We start from the raw sequence: 18555 nt of genomic DNA on the forward strand, positions 1-18555 counted from the left end.
AACCCATCCGCTTTATCCTTAACCGATGCGCCCTATTATAAAACAAAACCGCACCCCGTATATCCCAGGCAGTCACCATAACCCGGTACAAACACAGGTTCTGGTTCGTTGCTTACACACAATAAGGATATACAGTGTGCAGTTTCATTATTTTTTATTCTTCCGTCTTCTGTTCGTCTAAAACTGTAATGTCAATACCAAGCTCTTTGAGCTGAGCCTCATCCACATAGTCCGGAGCATTTGTCATCAGGCAGGATGCATCCTTTACCTTAGGAAATGCGATCACATCACGGATAGAATCCTGTTTTGCCATAAGCATGACCAGACGATCCAGACCATACGCCAGTCCTGCGTGAGGTGGTACTCCATATTTGAATGCGTCTAACAGGAAACCAAATCTTTCATACGCCTGTTCCCTTGTAAATCCAAGACATTCAAACATCTTCTCCTGAATATCATCCTGATGGATTCTGACAGATCCACCACCAATCTCGTTACCATTTAATACGATATCATAGGCCTTTGCACGAACCTTACCCGGATCTGTATCAATGATCGCCAGATCCTCTTCCATCGGCATAGTAAATGGGTGGTGCATAGCTGTGAAACGGTTCTGTTCATCTGACCACTCAAGAAGTGGAAATTCTGTGATCCATACGAATTCAAATACATTCTTGTCAAGCAGTCCCATCTGGTCTGCAAGGTGGCAGCGGAGTGCTCCAAGTGTATCCCATACAACCTTGTTCTTATCTGCTGCAAATAACAGCAAGTCTCCCGGTTCACCGGAAAGTGCTGCTACGATATTGTTCATCTCATCTTCAGTCATAAACTTTGCAAAAGATGACTTGTAAGTGCCATCTTCATTAATGGCAATATATGCAAGACCTTTTGCTCCGTATGTCTTTGCAAATTCAACCAGAGCATCAATCTTCTTACGAGGCATTGTTCCCTGTCCCTTTGCATTGATACCACGGACAGATCCGCCATTTTCAAGTGCACCTGTAAATACGCCGAATCCACAGCCCTTAACAACTTCGCTGATATCCTTTAATTCCATACCAAAACGAAGATCCGGCTTATCAGAACCGAAACGGTTCATTGCTTCGATCCATGTCATACGGCGGATTGGAAGTTTTACATCTACATCCAGAATCTCCTTGAATAATTTTGCAAGAAGTCTTTCATTTACATCAATAACGTCATCCACATCTACGAAGGATAACTCCATATCCATCTGTGTGAACTCCGGCTGTCTGTCTGCACGAAGATCCTCATCACGGAAACATCTTGCGATCTGGAAATAACGGTCATAACCGGAGCACATCAGAAGCTGCTTGTAGATCTGTGGAGACTGTGGTAATGCATAGAATGTACCCGGATGGATACGGCTTGGTACGAGATAATCTCTTGCGCCCTCCGGTGTTGACTTACATAACATAGGTGTCTCAATCTCAAGGAAACCTTCATTTGCCATGAACTGTCTGGCAATAGTCATAACCTTGCTCTTCATAACCAGATTTCTCTGAAGATCCGGTCTTCTCAGATCCAGATATCTGTATTTCAAACGTAATTCTTCTTTTGTCTTGCTGTTCTCTTCGATCGGGAATGGAGGTGTCTCGGCCTCTGATAAGATACGAAGGGAAGTTGCCACAACTTCAATATCTCCGGTTGTCAGATTCTCATTTACTGCACCGGCACGCTTGCAGACGATACCTTCGATCGCTGCTACAAACTCACTCTTAAGCTTTGTTGCTTTCTCAAAGCACTCGCTTCCGCATTTGGATTCCTCAAATATGATCTGAAGAATACCGCTTCTGTCTCTGAGATCGACAAATATGATTCCACCTTTATTTCTGCTCTTCTGAACCCAGCCCATTACGGTTACTTTCTGTCCTTCAAGAGCGTTTGAAACCTCTGCACATCTGTGGGAACGCTTCAATCCCTGCATTGATTCTGCCATTTTTCTATATCCTCCTATGGTTCTTATCTTTCTTCTAATACACTTGCAAGCTGATCCAGCGCAATCTCGGTCTGCTCGCCCGTTTCCATATTCTTGATACGACCGGTATTGGTCTCTAATTCATTATCACCAATAATGATCGTGTATCTCGCATTTAATTTATTTGCATATTTCATCTGCGCCTTTACGCTTCGATTCATGTAATCTGTCTCTACGATATAACCGGCCAGACGAAGATCATATACCAGCTTGTACGCTTTTGCCTTTGCGGAATCACCCATGATGCCGACATATAAATCAATCGTTTTTTCCGGCGCGAGATTGATATTTTCTTTCTCAAGGAAATACAGGATTCTTTCAATTCCCATACCGAATCCAACAGATGGCTGTGCCTCTTTTCCATCAATCTCATATACCAGATTGTCATATCTTCCCCCACCGCATAAGGTGAAGCCCTCTTTATTTACGAATTCAAATACTGTCTTTGTATAGTAATCCAGGCCACGAACGATTCCGGTGTCAACCTCAAATGGAATCTCAAGCTCTGTCAGAAGTCTCTGAAGCTCCTTGAAATGAGCATCGCATTCCTCACACAGATAATCAATTGTTCTTGGAGCATCCTTTACGATCGCCTTACAACCCGGCTCTTTACAGTCGATTACACGAAGCGGATTCTTAACCATACGCTCTTTACAGGTATTGCAGAGTCCTTCTTCATGACCTTTCAGATAAGAAATCAGTGCATCATTGTACACTTTCTTACATTTTGGACATCCGATACTGTTGATATGCAGTTTTGCATCTGACAGACCAATCTGTTTGATGAGAGTTGATACCAGTGTCATAACCTCTACTTCTGCCATTGGATTTGGAGATCCGACAAACTCAACGCCAAACTGGTGATGCTGACGAAGTCTTCCGCTTTCCGGCTTCTCATAACGGAACGCCGGCGTGATATAGAACATCTTAATTGGCTGTGGTTCTGCATATAATTTATTCTCAACATAAGCACGGATCGCACCTGATGTACCTTCCGGCTTCAATGTGATACTTCTTCCACCTTTATCAACAAAGGTGTACATTTCCTTCTGTACTACATCGGTTGTCTCTCCAACACCACGCTGGAACAGCACCGTATGCTCAAATACAGGTGTGATTACTTCCTTTATATTGAATTTCTCACACAGATTTCTCGCCATTGCTTCTACCTGTGTACGTGTTCTCATCTTGTCACCGAACCAGTCACTGGTTCCTCTTGGTGCCTGGGTTATCATATTCCATCCTCCATCTATTGTTCATATTTTTATACTATACATCAACTGATCCGTGATTCATAGCTCCCTTTTAAAATTAACTGAATCTCATCTAAAATATCAGTTGTATTTATAATTCTCTGAAATGCGAGAAATACTTTCATGTCAAAATGCCGCACCTCATCGATCACCATCAATAATGCGATCTTGGGTTCAAATGCTTTCCGGTATGCACGGTCACTGATCAGCGCGACAAATACATCACACACACGAATAATCCTTGCTCCGATCGGGATCTCCTCTCCCTGAAGACAGTACGGATAACCGGAACCATCATAGTTCTCGTGATGATACAGAATAATATCTGCAATATCATCCCCGTAGCCTTCTTGCCTTGCGATATCTGCCCCAAGCTTCGCATGAAGTCTCACATACCGCATTTCCTCAATCTTCATGGAATTGCCACGGCCATATATATACGGTGTGATGCGGAGCTTTCCGATATCATGGATCATACCGGCAACTGCGATCTTATGAATCTCTTCTTCCGGGAGCCCCAGTTCTCTGGCAAGCTCCGAAGACAACCGGCTGACACACATTCCATGACGGATGGCATCATCCAGATCCTGTTCATAGTATTCTGTTTCTTTATCTGTGTCTAAGTTTATAACTTTATCTGTCATTTTGCAAACGCCTGCTTTTTTCTGTCAATCATTTCATCAATTCTTGCGATATAATCGTCTACACTCTTACAATTTTCCACACGGTCGATCCGGTTTCCTGTGATCGTCTCTCCTGTAACCGGATCCAGATCTCCCTCCCGGCGGATCAGCTTGCTGGAGCTTCCCGCACCGATTCCTATAATGTCTGTCCGTTCTTCCATAATCAGAATATTATAGAGACATTCCAGTCCATGTCTTGCATATCCGACATTTTCCAGATTTCCCGCCATATTCTTCTGTCTGTACAGATAATATGGTGCAAGTCCCAGTTCTTCTGCGGCCTGTCCAACCAGTGACAACTGCTCATCCACATCACCTGCAAAGCTGTATTTGTCCATCTCCTGTTTCAGATGCGCTGCCCGTTTGATCGCAAGTGTGTGAACCGTAAGGCTCTCCGGTGCAAGCTTCTTCACCTTTTCCAGTGTCCGCTTCACCATCTCTGCATCTTCACCCGGAAGACCTACGATCAAGTCCATATTGATATTGTCAAAGCCAGCTTCTCTGGCTCTCATAAATGCTTCTTCTGCCTGCTCCGGTGTATGTGCTCTTCCGATCAGCTTCAGTGTCTCTCCATTCATCGTCTGCGGATTGATACTGATACGATCAACGCCATGCGCTTTCATCACCTGCAGCTTATCTGCTGTCGTACTGTCCGGACGACCTGCTTCGATCGTATATTCCCGAACCTGCGACAAGTCAAAATGCTTCTCGATCATGCTGCACAGACGATCCATCTGCTCTGCACTGATCGAAGACGGCGTACCGCCACCAATATAAATGGATGCCAGTTTCTTCTCGGTATAACTTTCCGCAATATACTCCATTTCCTTTTCCATTGTATCCAGATAAGCATCGACCTTATCTTTATAAACACCGATCGGATAAGAGGTAAAGGAGCAGTACAGACATCTCGTCGGACAAAACGGTATGCCGATATACAGGCAGTATTCATTTCGCTCATCGATCGTCTCGATAATTGCTTTCTCACGTCTGGCGATCTTCACACAGGCTTCTGCCTTTTCCCGGCTTGCCACATAAGTTTCCTGATACAGCTTTTGTATCTCCTCATCTGTACATCCACGTTCTACCGCTTCCATTGCAATCTTCACCGGACGTACGCCGGTCAGACTACCCCATGGCAGAACTCTTCCGGTTCTCTCTGACAACATCCGGTACATGGCACGCTTCAGAACATTACGGAATACCTTTCTGTCATGATAATCCTGATCGATCACGATATCCGGTTTTCCACAGACTTCTCTCGCAGACCAGTCCTGCTGTTTATCCTCAGAAGCTCCTTCTGATTTCACATCCAGACCGCCGTCCTTCATCCAGATTTTTGTCTGACCTTCTGCAAATTCTGCCACAAGGGTTGCAGCAACATCTGCCCCAAGTTCAGGCTTCTTTTCTATATTCTCCGGTGTGATGATCTTCACACCCATGTAAAACGCCATGAGGATCACTCTCAGGTCATTATTATAATCTTCTACATTCTGAATCAGACAAATCATGTCAACCAAGTTCCTTATCGTTATTTATGAAAAAAATGGATTGAATTTTCTTTCTCTGCCAATCCTTGAAGTTCCGTTATGTCCCGGATACACAGCTGTTTCCTCCGGTAATACAAGAAGCTTCGTCTCGATCGCCTCTAACAAATCCTGTTCATTTCCGGTTGGGAAATCCGATCTGCCAACTGACGATGCAAATAATGTATCTCCGGTAAACAGCAGATGTTCTTCTGCGAAATAATAACACATGCCACCTATCGTATGTCCCGGCACACTGATACACCGTACCACAGTTCCTAGAACTGCAACCTCCTGTCCATCCTGCAGATAAATATCCGCTGATGTTTCAAGCGGATGGCCAAACACCGCAGACAGATTTCCTGTCCTGCTCTCAAGCACCTGCTTCTCGTCCTCGGAAGCATATGCCTTTACTCCTGTCAGTTTTCTCAGATCATCCAATGCTCCGATATGATCATAATGTCCATGTGTCAGGAAGATTCCTACACAGGCAAGTCCTGCATCTGCCAGACTCCTATAAATAAAATCTGCATTATCTGCCGGATCAACTACGATTGCTTCCTTTGTTTCTTTATTACTTACGATATAACAATTGGTTCCCAAATCACCCAACTGATATAATTTCACTTCTAATTCTGCCATCCGGATCTCCTATCCCACTGTTCTCTCTATATCAATAATGCTCTCCACATTTCGTATCTTTGCAATGATCGTATTCAACTGGTCGACCGATTTGATCGAGAAGCTGATCGTGATTGTTGCCTTACCCTGCTTGCTTGTACGGCTGTTAATACTGTTTACACTGATATTTGCCTCACTTAAGATTTTCGTTATATCAAAGAGGATTCCGCTTCTGTCATCCGCATAGATATTGATTTCTGTAAGGTAAGTATTCTCTGCAACTGCATCCTGCTGCCATTCCGCATCAATGATCCTGTTTCTGTCTTCCTCGCTCATACAGAGCACATTAACACAGTCTGTACGATGGATCGAGATGCCTCGTCCTCTGGTGATAAATCCGATGATCTCATCACCCGGTACCGGTGAACAGCATTTGGAGAAACGAACCGCTACATCATCTGCACCCTTTACGATGATTCCACCCTGTCCGTGGGAGGAATGCGGTGCCCGCTTCAGTGCATATGCCTCCAGAATTTCCTTGTCATCCGGCTGTTCCGTATGATCCTTGTTGTATTCCTCGATCAGCTTGTTGACAACCTGACCTTCCTTGATTCCCCCATGACCAACAGCCGCCATTGTAGCTTCCCAGTCATTGAAATTATATTTTTTATAGACACGTTCCTGATATTCCGGCTTGGAATACAGGGAGTAATCCAGTCCCTTTGATTTACAGTATGCAAGGATCAGTTCCTTACCGCGGCTGATGTTCTCATCCTTAAACTGATGCTTGAACCACTGATTGATCTTCGTCTTTGCCTGTGCACTCTTTACGATATTCAGCCAGTCTCTTGATGGTCCTGCCGAATTCTGGGATGTTATGATCTCTACCCGGTCACCATTATTTAACTTGGTATCGATCGGAACCTGTCTTCCATTAATCCGCGCACCAACCATCTTATTACCGACTGCCGTATGAATGGCATAAGCAAAATCGATCGGTGTCGATCCACTTGGCAGATTCTTGACATCACCTGCCGGTGTAAAGCAATATACCTGTTCTGCAAACAGATCCAGGTCTGTCTTAACGAAGTTCATGAACTCCTTATTATCTGAAGTATCTCTCTGCCACTCCAGAATCTGACGAAGCCATGATAACTTCTCCTCTTCCTTCTGCATAACCGTACCGGTTATGTTCTCTTTATATTTCCAGTGTGCAGCAATACCATATTCAGCCGTCCGGTGCATCTCAAATGTACGGATCTGTATTTCAAATGGCTGTCCCTCCGGTCCGATCAGTGTTGTATGAAGGGACTGATACATATTGGACTTTGGCATTGCGATATAATCTTTAAAACGTCCCGGAATCGGCTTGTACATCTCATGGATGATTCCCAGTGCCGAATAACAGTCCCGGACGGTCTCCACTTTAATCCGGACTGCAAAAATATCATAAATCTGATCCAGTGTCTTGTTCTGGTTCTTCATCTTCTTATAAATACTGAACAGATGCTTTACACGACCGTCGATCTCTGCATCCAGATGCGCATTGTCAATATGCTTCTTTACATCCGCAACGATACGTTTGATATAGGCTTCCCTTTCATGCATTCTCGCATCGATCTGTGCTGTCAGATCCTTATATACCTCCGGCATCAGATACTTCATGGACAGGTCATCCAGTTCTACCTTGATCTTGCTGATACCAAGACGATGTGCGATTGGTGCATAGATATCCATTGTTTCACGCGCTTTTTCCACCTGTTTCGCAGGAGACTGATACTGTAATGTTCTTAAGTTATGCAGTCTGTCTGCCAGCTTGATCAGGATAACGCGAATATCCTTTGCCATCGATAAGAACATTTTTCTCAGGTTTTCTGCCTGTACCTCAATCTTATCCGTTGTCATCTTCAACTGGGTCAGTTTGGTAACACCTTCCACCAGAAATGCCACTTCTTCCGAGAACTCTGCTGCAATCTCCTCTGAAGTCATGACCGTATCTTCTACTACATCATGAAGGATTCCGGCAACGATCGTCTCCTTATCCAGCTCCAGTTCTGCAAGAATAATAGCAACACAGAGTGGATGCATGATATATGGCTCTCCCGACTTACGAAGCTGTCCTTCATGTGCCTTGGATGCCACCTTATATGCCTTCTCAATCATCGAAATATCTGTTGATGGATGATAGGTCAGGATCTTTTTGATCAGCTCCTTATACAGATCCTCCGGCGGAGTAAAATCCGCAGGTGTAGACAGATCGATATCCCGTTTTTCCCGCATTGGTTTATTCTCCATTGCACCCGCCTTTGCCGCAAGCTCTTTTAATTCATCCATGCTTCCTGCTTTATCTTTTACGTTTTCCATGATCTTCACCACTTTTCCCAATTCGAATTTTTCTGTCTTATTCTTCGATCATCACGGTAGCCGTCCGATTCCATCCACATACAGATACCGGTTCTTTTTCCGCATAAATCATATGATTATTTTTATTTGCCATCATAGCAGATAACAGACGCTACATCATATTTGGCAAGCTTCTCTCTGCCCTTTAAACCTGCAAGTTCGATCAAGAATATGATCTTTACCACTTTACCGCCAAGTTCTTCAACCAGCCTTGCAGCGGCTTCCATGGTTCCTCCGGTTGCGATCAGATCATCTACAAGGACAACCTTCTGTCCCGGTTTGATCGCATCCTTATGCATCTCGATCGTTGCACTGCCATATTCCAGATCATAAGATGCTTCAATCGTCTCCCTTGGTAACTTGCCTTTCTTTCTTACCAATGCAAATCCTTTTCCATTCTTATATGCAAGTGGTGTTCCAAAGATAAAGCCTCTGGACTCTGCTCCGGCTACTACGTCATAATCTACGCCTTCAAGCAGGTCATCTAATGAATCAATCGCCAGCTTCAATCCATCTGGATCTCCGATCACGCTTGTAATATCTCTGAAAATAATTCCCGGTTCCGGAAAATCCGGTATACTTGTAACGTATTCTTCTATCTTTTTCATAATCTTCCTCCTGCATATATATATGTATATTCTACAATTATTTACATTTTCCTTTTCTGCCCACATGATATCAAACTATCAACAAAGCCTTTATTCCTCATGTTTCCGATATTCCAGCAACCGGATCTGCAAAGTTCTTCTTCCAGCAAATTCATTGATATCCGGATAATAGGCAACATCCAACACCACATGACCGGGCATTCCTTTTAGTATTTTATCACATTCATTTGTTCCAAACCACTGTTTTATGTTAGAAATAAACACTTCCGGGTCAAAACTTATGCCCTCGATCGTACCGCCGTTCTCCATCAGGAACGAAACCCGCAGAACATTCTGTCTTTTTCCCATGATCCTTGCGCTTTTTACACGCACACCACTCTGTGCAAATACCGGCTTCTCATTGCCTTTTCCAAATGGCTCCAGAACCTCCAGTTCTTCGGTCAGTGGAATACTTACATAATCGAGCGGCATCGGCACATCGATCCGGAGCTTCGGTGTCAGAAGTTTTTCGTCAAGCGTACAATTCGCATTCATTTTTTCCCGAAGTCTGGCCAGATTCCGCTTCTCCATGGAAAAGCCCGCTGCCATCTCATGTCCTCCGAACTTCGTGAAATAATCACTGCATTTATTGATCTCATCATACATATTATAGCCTTCGATCGAACGACCGGAGCCCTTGATGATTCCTTCTTCTTCGCTGTCCGTAAATAACAGCACCGGACGATAATACCGTTCCTTGATCCTGCCTGCGATAATCCCGACCAGACTTTCATGCAGTTTCGGGATATACATAACAAGTACCCGGTCCGACAATGCCGCAACTCCTGTCTCCGGGACTGCCCCCATAAGCAGATGATCCGAAGTTTCAAGCAGCCCGATTGCCGTTTTTGTTCCCTGCTCTGTCATATCTTTTCGGGTATTATTGATATTTAACAGCTCGATCGCACGCTCATTTGCCTTAAAGCTGTCTGTTTCAAGCAGGAATTCCAGGCTGGTCTTCGCATCTCCAAGTCTGCCCGCTGCATTGATACACGGTCCAATGATAAATCCCAGATCAAATGCTGACAGCTTCTTACCATCCCTGCCGCTGTTTGTGATCAGTGCCTTCAAACCATAATTACTACTGTCAGATAACCGGTGAAGTGCCTCTCTTACAATGATACGGTTCTCATCTACCAGATTCATAACATCACAGACGGTTGCAATTCCAAGGATCTCTATAAATGCCTCACACTCCGCTTCCGGTATCCCGCACATCCGATATAACAACTGGATAAATTTGTATGCCACACCCGCTCCGCACAATTCCTTGCACGGATATTCACAGCCCGGCTGCTTGTGATCGATCACCGCATCCGCTTCCGGTACTTTGTATACCCGAATATCATTTTCATCTGTATCATATGGAATATCATGGTGATCCGTCACGATTACCCGCATCCCATATTCTTTTGCTTTTCTCACCGCATCAAATGCCGCAATCCCGTTATCACAGGTAATGATCATACTGACCTGATCGGCTGCCGCCGCATCTACCATACGGATATTGATTCCATATCCATCATAGATCCGGTGCGGAATATCATAATCGATCCCGTCTCCTGCAGGCGAACCATTTTCATGCTCCCACACACGCTGTAAGCCTTTATACAATATGTAGTTTGAACTTACACCATCCACATCATAATCCGAAATGATCCGTATCCGGTTCCGACTCCGGATCTCCTCCAGCATAAGGCCACAGCCCTTCTCCATATTCTTCATCATCGCAGGATCATGCAGCCGGTCAAGCCCCCCATTCAGATAGGTATCAATCTCTTCATCTGTTATCACATCCCGGTTCCGAATCACCCTTGCAGTTACCGGATCAATATGAAAACGCTCTGCGATCCCAAAGAAATCAGCCCGCTTTCCATACATTGTCCACACCATATCATATTTTATCGGAGGTTTTATCTCTGTTGCCATTTACTCTTACTCCCATCCATATCTATTCTTCCGCTATTCCTGATCGCAAAGGAATTATACACCAGTAAAAAATCGACCGTCAACTTCTTACATTCCGCCGCATTGCTGTAATACCGTAATTTACCTTTCAGGTTGTGTTCTTATACACCTCACAGGTTGTTTATTTGTTTTTTTATTCAAAATATAATGTAGTTTGGAGGTATTTTTATGGAGAACTTATACGCACAGATCGGTCAGAGGATCGTACAGATCCGGCGCTCAAATAACCTTACGCAGTACCAGCTTGCAGAGATGCTCGATATCTCTGTCAAACATTGCAGCGCCATAGAACGGGGAAAATCCAGTCTGTCCCTTGAAAAAATGATTGATTTCTGTGATCATTTCGGCGTAGATCTTGATTATCTGATCCGCGGGATCAAAAAATCGGATACAATTTTATCCTGCATTCCACATACCGTAGTCGAGGTCATGACTTCTGACGACGAAAAAAGGAAGCAATTATTTATAGAATACATAGAAATGTTCAATTCCATTTCCAATTCTGATTAACAGCTATTCCTATTGATATAATGGCATATTTCCATATCATAACAAAAAACGAATCTGAAAGCCTTTTGCTTACAGGTTCGTTTTTTATATCTGTTATTTGAAATATTTGTTGATGATCTCGTTTGCCTTATCCGTATCATCTGTTACACAGTATACAACATAATTTCCGTCCTCTTTTATGATCGCCTTGTCAAGACGTCCGGTTTCGGATGGCTTGTAATCTGCATATGATGTTGTCTGTTTTTCTTTTCTGTCTTCACAGGCTGTTTTTACCTTGTCAGCCGCATCTGAATCTGCTGCCTCGAATACTGCAATCTCCTCAGCAGTTGCTCCGGTCGATACGATTATCACGCTGTCTTTTACGCTGTCTGCATCAATTCCGTAATATGTGAGTGCCATGCCTGTATCAAGCTCTGAAAGCGTATCTTCAAATGTCAGCCCGCTCTTCAGTTCATTTGCCATGTCCTTAACATTTATATTCAGGTCTTCCTTTGAACCACCTGCTCCACCAACCGTTGTTCCACAGCCTGCAAGCATTCCTGCCAGGCTAAAAATTGCACATAACTTTACTAATTTCTTCATCTTGTTTATTCTCTCCTGTTACTTCTGTCTGATACTGTTATGATGATCCGAATATCTCTATCCGGGCATTTACTTCTTTATATATACATTCTGTCGGATGTAATCCAGCCATTTCTCGCAATATTCCTGATTGCAATGTCGTCCATCGGTACTGGCATCTGCCGGAAGAACTCCGTCTACCGTCACACTGCTTGCAACATCCAGATAAATGATATCGCCATAATCCTTACACATCCGTTTCAACAGCTTGTTGAATGCCTTAATGTTGGAGTTATTATAAATCTCATCTTCATCTGATAAAGCCTTGGATACCGGAAGAATATTCTCAACATAGATCGTTGCATTTGGCTGTATCTCTCTTATTGCATCAATAAATGCTTTATAGTCTTCAATGAATACATCCTCATAGATCCATCCAAGCTCGTTAACACCAAATGAAATGTATATATTCTCATAATCCTTCTGCTTCAGCGCTTCCAGTGCCGTCAACATTCCGTCACTTGTAGAAACGATCGGCTCTGTCATGACCTTTTCGATATTTAGCCCCTTGGAACAGAACGCGTCCAGATTCGACATTCCGGTATAAAGACTAAGTCCCTCGGTTCTTGAATCACCGATCAGTACCGCTGTATCAAAATAAGCATCATCCGTTACATTTCCCGGCGTATACAGTTTCTTATCGTACCAGTCATTTCCCTTAGATGATGTATCCGGGTCCTTGATATTCACATATTTTACTGTTGAACCACCTTCTTCGGATGATGCGGCAGTCGTTGTTTCTTCCGTTTCCGATGCTTCCGTTGTTACCTTTTCCGTAGTCGGTTTCTCTGTTGTCGCTGCTTCCGTTGTTATCTTCTCCGTCGTTTTTTCCTCGGAAGCCTCCTCCGATGCATCCGATCCGGTCGCAACATTTTCTATCTGATGGTCATTTCCATTTTCTCTGTCAAAGTTCCATATATCCTGTCTGTATCTTGTCGCAAATATCACTATTGAACATACCAGAAATACGGCAGCCACACTGCTGATCTTTATCTTATCGCACCGCTCACTTTTTATCCTGGTGCTATATCTTTTCTCATTGTCCATTCTCTTGTTCATTCCTCTTTTTGCATTACATTTTATAAAAGGAAAGGGTCTTATCCCGTTAGCTTCGATTATAACATACCACTTTACATAAGTGTACAGATTTTGAAATTTCTACATAATTCGCAGTTTTAGTCGTTTTTCGACTTTTCTGATTGTTGAAATTAACAAATCTTGTTTCATTTTTATGGACACTTTTTAACTTAAGTGTTACTATTCTATTAGATTTTTGAGATGGGTCTGTTTTCGCACTTACACATACATAATATTATCTTGCAGACTTTTTCCGTTTTATGTATCTTAAATACAAATACTTATCACTTTATATGGGAGGTTACTATGAGTTTTAGCGCAAAAAACTATGATTTTAAAGGCGAAACCTGTATCGAACTTATCGCAGGAGATTTTCGTGCATTGATCGCACCTTTTAACGGAAGTAATGTAATGAAGCTGGAAAACACAGCTCTTAATATTGATATCTTAAGAAATGATCTGTCACTTTCACCGGAAGAACTGAAGGCTGCTGCCGAGGTATACGGTATGCCTACTTTATATCTTCCAAACAGATTATCTCATGGAGATCTGAAAACCTCAGATGCCATGTATCATTTCCCTTGCAACGATCCGCTGGGCAACCATCTGCATGGTTTTCTTCACAAACGCTGCCATACAATTGATGACATGTATGTAGAGGGTGAAAGTGCTGTTGCAAAGACTTCTTATGTATATGATGAAAATGATGAATTTTTCGAAACTTTCCCTGTCAGCTTCAAGGCAGAATTTGTCTTTACACTGACAGCAGACGGACTGGATTATTCCTTTACACTGACTAACCTTTCCAAGGTTCAGATGCCTTATGGTGTATGTAACCATATCGCATTCAAAGCACCGTTTACAAATGGCGGAAGCGGCGCAAATGTGCGTCTGCAGGTTCCGATCGGTGACAAATGGGAACTCAGCGACACCTGTATTCCAACCGAGAAAACACTGCCGCTTACCAGATATGATATGATGTACAAAGAGGGTGACATGGTTCCTGTTCTTCAGGGCATCGACAACGACCTCTATACCGCTGAAATGAACGAATTAGACGGCAAGCCATTCTATGGTGTCATCGTAACCGATAAAGTTACAGGCGTCCGTGTCTGCTACGAAGTATGTGATGTTATGAAATACTGGATCATGTGGAATGATCACGGCATGAAAGAATTCTTCTGTCCGGAACCTATGAGCTGGAACATTGATGCTCCAAACCTTTCCGGTGATCCTGCCGTAACCGGCTACACCGAACTGGCTCCCGGCGAATCCAAAACCGTAACCGAGCGAATCTTTGTAAGATAAAAAAGTCTATCGGGATATGTCCTTTCAGAGAAATGGCTCTGCTATAAATGACTCGCTGCGATTTCTGTTCGCTGCACATGCCTAATTTGTAAATACTCCTGTGCTAACTCGCCTTCGGCTCAAACAAGCACCCGTATTTACTGGCAATGTGCATCTTACTACGAAATCCACGCTAATGTCATTTTATAGCAGAGCCGTTTCTCTGAAAGGACACATCCGGTAGACATAGATTTATAAAAAACATGGCATATGTATTCTGTGTAAGGAATAGCATATGCCATGTTTTCATATAAGGCTCGGTCTTATTCGGACTCTACCGTTCCGCCGATATACCATTTACCGCCCTTCTTGTAACAGATCAGTGACATCTTGTCATCCTCTGTCTCTGTCTCTCCAAGGTAGTTTATTGTCATGGTATAATCAACATCACAGATATAAGCACATCTTACTTTGCTTGCTACAGACGTATCACCATACAGACCTTCGCACATATTCTTGATAGTTGCTCTGTTTGCCTTCTCTGTTGATGTGATCTTGTAATCAATAGAATACTCAACCCCCATAGAGGTCAGAAGCTCAAAGCTGCTGGATAATGTTTCTACATCATTGTCAGCAACACAGTCTTCATCAACAAGTGATACGATCTTATCTGTATCTGCTTCTTCAATTCCGGTCATAAACTGATCTACTAATTTCTTGCTCTTCTTGGCTCCCCCAAGCGAACCTGAAAACAGGAATATAACTGCTGCTGCAATTACTGCAAGTGCAACAATGATTCCAATAACTGCTCCTGCACCGGATTTCTTCTTTTTTGGTGGCTGCTGATAACCTGCGCCAGTATCAAATCCCGGTGTACCATATGCATTTCCTGCATAACCATTCTGCATTGGATCTCCCTGATACTGTGATCCACCATACTGTGGATCCATCCCCATTCCCTGCTGTGGTTGCGCACCATATGCTGCATTTTCCGGCTGCTGTGGCTGATCATTCCCAGCAAGTGTAAACCCACCACTTGTACCTACTTCTGCTCCACATACAGGACAAACTGAACCATTTGTCTCTGCTCCGCAATTTGGACAATTCATAATCTCTCCTCCTAAAACGTAAAAAATAATATATATGTGAACATTTTATGTCTGTTCACATTTTGAGTGTATCAGATGAGGCTTCTTTTTACAATGATTATTTTTCCACATTTTATCATGGGTTTTGTTGTCAAATATCCTATTTTATTATATAATATGCCCATATGGCTGTTTTTATAAGGGGCACACTATGTCCTTTGTAAGGGAGAGATCATGGAGCAGTGGATACTGCCTGATAACGGCAGACACTACTTATCTTAATACACATGAAAGGAAGGTATATATTACATGAAGTTTGGTTATTTTGATGATGCCAACAAGGAGTATGTCATCACATCTCCTAGAACTCCTTATCCTTGGATCAACTACCTTGGAACACAGGATTTCTTCTCACTGATTTCAAATACAGCGGGAGGTTACAGCTTCTACAAAGATGCTCGTCTTCGTAGAATTACAAGATACCGTTATAACAATGTACCTATCGATATGGGTGGTCGTTATTTCTATATTAACGAGAATGGTACAATCTGGAATCCGGGCTGGTCACCGGTTAAAACAGAGCTTGACGAATATGAATGCCGTCATGGTATGGGTTACACAGTGATCACCGGTAAGAAGAACAACTTAAAGGCAGAGGTTACTTTCTTCGTACCTCAGAATTATGCCGGAGAAGTTCAGCAGGTTGTTCTTACAAATGAAAGCTCAGAAGAGAAGACTTTCTCATTCTTCTCATTTGAAGAGTGGTGTCTCTGGGATGCACAGGATGACTGCACAAACTTCCAGAGGAACTTCAGTACAGGTCGTGTAGAGGTTGTTGGTTCAACAATCTACCACAAGACAGAGTACAGAGACAGACGTGATCATTTCGCATTCTACACAGTAAATGACGAGATCGACGGTTACGATACAGACAGAGATTCATTCATCGGACTTTACAATGGTTTCCACAACCCACAGGCTGTTGAAGCCGGCAAGTCAAATGATTCATTTGCAGATGGATGGTCACCAATCGCTTCACACTATAAAAAGATCACTCTTGCTCCGGGCGAGACAAAGACTCTTGTATTTATTCTTGGATATGTTGAGATGCCTGTTGACCAGAAGTTCGAAGCTGATGGCAAGACGATCAACAAGGTTAAGGCTCTTGAGATGATGGAGAAATACAACACTCCTGAGAAGGTTGCAGCAGGTCTGGCAGAACTCAAAGAACACTGGAACAACCTCTTAAGCATCTTAAATGTTAATACTCCTGATGATAAGGTTAACCGTATGGTTAATATCTGGAATCAGTATCAGTGTATGGTTACATTCAACCTTTCACGTTCAGCATCATACTTCGAGTCCGGTATCGGCCGTGGTATGGGATTCCGTGATTCCAACCAGGATGTACTTGGATTTGTTCATCAGATTCCTGATCGTGCAAGAGAAAGAATTATTGATATCGCTTCTACACAGTTCCCGGATGGTGGATGCTATCATCAGTATCAGCCACTTACAAAGAAGGGTAATGCAGATATCGGTGGTGACTTCTCAGACGATCCATTATGGCTGATCCTTTCTGTATCTGCATACATCAAGGAGACAGGCGACTGGGGTATTCTTGATGAGATGGTTCCATATGACAACGATATGTCCATCGCTAAGCCAATGCTTGACCACTTAAAGGTTTCCTTCTACAAGATCGTAAACAACCTTGGACCACACGGACTTCCACTTGCAATGAGAGCTGACTGGAACGACTGTATCAACCTTTCATGCTTCTCCGATACACCGGGTGAAAGCTTCCAGACATACACCAACCCTAAGTTCGCTGCTGAAGGCGGATACTCAAAGGTTGCTGAGTCAGTTATGGTTGCTACACTCTTTACATATGCAGGTCCTAACTATGTTGCTATTCTTAAACACCTTGGAATGGACGCTGAAGCAGAAGCTGCTCAGGCTGAGATCGATAAGATGAAAGCTAACATCATGGAATCCGCTTGGGATGGTGACTGGTTCTTAAGAGCATACGATGCAAATGGTGAGAAGATGGGATCTAAGGAATGTGAAGAAGGACAGATCTTCATCGAGCCACAGGGCTTCGCTATTATGTCAGACATCGGTAAAGATCAGGGCTGCGACAAGAAGACACTTGCTGCTATTGATGAGCGTCTGAATACACAGCACGGACTTGTACTTAACAATCCTGCATTCACAAAGTATTACATCCAGTATGGTGAGATCTCAACATACCCAGGCGGATACAAAGAGAATGCCGGTATCTTCACACATAACAATGCATGGATCATCTGTGCTGCTGCTTACGCAGGCGCCGGCGATCAGGCATTCAAATATTACTCAGAGATCGCTCCTGCTTTCACTGAGGAGACATCCGATATTCACAAGACTGAACCATATGTATATGGTCAGATGATCGGTGGTAAGGATGCCGGTTCCGATATTGGAAAGCCGGGTAACCACTTTGGTCAGGGTAAGAACTCATGGCTTACAGGTACTGCAGCCTGGAACATGGTAGCTATTTCACAGTACATCTTAGGTATCTCAGCAGACTTTGATGGTCTTAAGATCGATCCATCTATTCCTGCTGCATGGGATGGTCTGAATGCTACACGTCAGTTCCGTGGTGCTACATATGATATCAAGGTTACAAATCCGGATCATGTAAATAAGGGTATCAAGAGTGTTACTGTAGATGGCAATGCTATCGAGAGCAATGTTCTTCCAGTATTTGGTGATGGCAAGACTCATGCTGTAGAAGTAGTAATGGGTTAATCCATATATCAGATATTGATATAAAAAACGAGACACATATGACTGTATATTGCAGATCATATGTGTCTCATTTTTATTT

Annotated in this window: 14 protein-coding genes; 3 read left to right on the forward strand and 11 right to left on the reverse strand. The window is 43.2% G+C overall.

Features of this window, described 5'->3' with window-relative positions; all coding sequences use genetic code 11:
- Positions 1-154 precede the first annotated feature (154 nt).
- The 8 genes from aspS to recJ form a co-directional block, all read right to left on the reverse strand.
- Positions 155-1960, reverse strand: coding sequence for an aspartate--tRNA ligase (aspS, locus tag DXB77_RS09125; RefSeq protein ID WP_118663076.1), 1806 nt, complete (start codon positions 1958-1960; stop codon positions 155-157).
- A 23-nt stretch (positions 1961-1983) separates the two neighbouring features.
- Complete coding sequence (gene hisS / locus DXB77_RS09130; protein ID WP_118663077.1) at positions 1984-3234, reverse strand: histidine--tRNA ligase; 1251 nt, start codon at positions 3232-3234, stop codon at positions 1984-1986.
- A gap of 41 nt (positions 3235-3275) precedes the next feature.
- Positions 3276-3896: an HD domain-containing phosphohydrolase gene (locus tag DXB77_RS09135; RefSeq protein WP_117807866.1), complete on the reverse strand. Its 621-nt coding sequence runs from the start codon at positions 3894-3896 to the stop codon at positions 3276-3278.
- Positions 3893-5446, reverse strand: a complete 1554-nt coding sequence (gene hemZ / locus DXB77_RS09140; protein WP_118663078.1) for a coproporphyrinogen dehydrogenase HemZ — start codon at positions 5444-5446, stop codon at positions 3893-3895. Before hemZ ends, DXB77_RS09135 begins: the two co-directional genes overlap by 4 nt.
- Positions 5447-5470: 24 nt before the next feature.
- On the reverse strand, positions 5471-6103 hold the full coding sequence (locus DXB77_RS09145; protein ID WP_118663079.1) for an MBL fold metallo-hydrolase: 633 nt from the start codon (positions 6101-6103) through the stop codon (positions 5471-5473).
- A 9-nt stretch (positions 6104-6112) separates the two neighbouring features.
- A complete protein-coding gene (locus DXB77_RS09150) occupies positions 6113-8377 on the reverse strand; it encodes a bifunctional (p)ppGpp synthetase/guanosine-3',5'-bis(diphosphate) 3'-pyrophosphohydrolase (protein WP_334296762.1) in 2265 nt (754 codons plus the stop codon).
- Positions 8378-8568: 191 nt separating this feature from the next.
- Complete coding sequence (locus DXB77_RS09155) at positions 8569-9093, reverse strand: adenine phosphoribosyltransferase (protein WP_021944329.1); 525 nt, start codon at positions 9091-9093, stop codon at positions 8569-8571.
- A gap of 90 nt (positions 9094-9183) precedes the next feature.
- A complete protein-coding gene (gene recJ, locus DXB77_RS09160; protein ID WP_118663080.1) occupies positions 9184-11061 on the reverse strand; it encodes a single-stranded-DNA-specific exonuclease RecJ in 1878 nt (625 codons plus the stop codon).
- A 207-nt stretch (positions 11062-11268) separates the two neighbouring features.
- Between recJ and DXB77_RS09165 the strand changes: the two genes are divergently transcribed.
- Complete coding sequence (locus DXB77_RS09165) at positions 11269-11610, forward strand: helix-turn-helix domain-containing protein (protein WP_117807874.1); 342 nt, start codon at positions 11269-11271, stop codon at positions 11608-11610.
- A gap of 93 nt (positions 11611-11703) precedes the next feature.
- Here the strand turns inward: DXB77_RS09165 and DXB77_RS09170 are convergent, their stop codons facing one another.
- The gene (locus DXB77_RS09170) at positions 11704-12192 is read right to left on the reverse strand and encodes a DUF4358 domain-containing protein (protein ID WP_117784610.1); all 489 of its coding nucleotides are present in this window, start codon (positions 12190-12192) and stop codon (positions 11704-11706) included.
- 69 nt (positions 12193-12261) lie between these two features.
- Complete coding sequence (locus DXB77_RS09175; RefSeq protein ID WP_182427497.1) at positions 12262-13278, reverse strand: GDSL-type esterase/lipase family protein; 1017 nt, start codon at positions 13276-13278, stop codon at positions 12262-12264.
- Between the two features lie 336 nt (positions 13279-13614).
- Here DXB77_RS09175 and DXB77_RS09180 point away from each other — a divergent pair, with 336 nt between their 5' ends.
- Complete coding sequence (locus DXB77_RS09180) at positions 13615-14616, forward strand: aldose 1-epimerase (RefSeq protein WP_118663081.1); 1002 nt, start codon at positions 13615-13617, stop codon at positions 14614-14616.
- Between the two features lie 302 nt (positions 14617-14918).
- Here the strand turns inward: DXB77_RS09180 and DXB77_RS09185 are convergent, their stop codons facing one another.
- Positions 14919-15704 carry a hypothetical protein gene (locus DXB77_RS09185; RefSeq protein WP_118482900.1) on the reverse strand — a complete coding sequence of 262 codons (786 nt, stop codon included), beginning with the start codon at positions 15702-15704 and terminating at the stop codon, positions 14919-14921.
- Between the two features lie 288 nt (positions 15705-15992).
- On the opposite strand from DXB77_RS09185, the gene DXB77_RS09190 reads away from it, so the two are divergent.
- A complete protein-coding gene (locus DXB77_RS09190) occupies positions 15993-18476 on the forward strand; it encodes a glycosyl transferase (protein WP_117807881.1) in 2484 nt (827 codons plus the stop codon).
- Positions 18477-18555 lie beyond the last annotated feature (79 nt).

It is taken from the genome of Clostridium sp. OM05-9 (assembly GCF_003481465.1).
Taxonomy (GTDB): domain Bacteria; phylum Bacillota; class Clostridia; order Lachnospirales; family Lachnospiraceae; genus Coprococcus; species Coprococcus ammoniilyticus.

Bases quoted from the DNA above. Each gene is read 5' to 3' on its own strand.
- hemZ (WP_118663078.1), bottom strand. From the start codon at position 5,446: ATGATTTGTCTGATTCAGAATGTAGAAGATTATAATAATGACCTGAGA.
- DXB77_RS09165 (WP_117807874.1), top strand. From the start codon at position 11,269: ATGGAGAACTTATACGCACAGATCGGTCAGAGGATCGTACAGATCCGG.
- DXB77_RS09150 (WP_334296762.1), bottom strand. From the start codon at position 8,377: ATGGAGAATAAACCAATGCGGGAAAAACGGGATATCGATCTGTCTACA.
- DXB77_RS09175 (WP_182427497.1), bottom strand. From the start codon at position 13,278: ATGGACAATGAGAAAAGATATAGCACCAGGATAAAAAGTGAGCGGTGC.
- DXB77_RS09170 (WP_117784610.1), bottom strand. From the start codon at position 12,192: ATGAAGAAATTAGTAAAGTTATGTGCAATTTTTAGCCTGGCAGGAATG.
- aspS (WP_118663076.1), bottom strand. From the start codon at position 1,960: ATGGCAGAATCAATGCAGGGATTGAAGCGTTCCCACAGATGTGCAGAG.
- recJ (WP_118663080.1), bottom strand. From the start codon at position 11,061: ATGGCAACAGAGATAAAACCTCCGATAAAATATGATATGGTGTGGACA.
- DXB77_RS09190 (WP_117807881.1), top strand. From the start codon at position 15,993: ATGAAGTTTGGTTATTTTGATGATGCCAACAAGGAGTATGTCATCACA.
- DXB77_RS09155 (WP_021944329.1), bottom strand. From the start codon at position 9,093: ATGAAAAAGATAGAAGAATACGTTACAAGTATACCGGATTTTCCGGAA.
- DXB77_RS09135 (WP_117807866.1), bottom strand. From the start codon at position 3,896: ATGACAGATAAAGTTATAAACTTAGACACAGATAAAGAAACAGAATAC.
- DXB77_RS09180 (WP_118663081.1), top strand. From the start codon at position 13,615: ATGAGTTTTAGCGCAAAAAACTATGATTTTAAAGGCGAAACCTGTATC.
- hisS (WP_118663077.1), bottom strand. From the start codon at position 3,234: ATGATAACCCAGGCACCAAGAGGAACCAGTGACTGGTTCGGTGACAAG.
- DXB77_RS09185 (WP_118482900.1), bottom strand. From the start codon at position 15,704: ATGAATTGTCCAAATTGCGGAGCAGAGACAAATGGTTCAGTTTGTCCT.
- DXB77_RS09145 (WP_118663079.1), bottom strand. From the start codon at position 6,103: ATGGCAGAATTAGAAGTGAAATTATATCAGTTGGGTGATTTGGGAACC.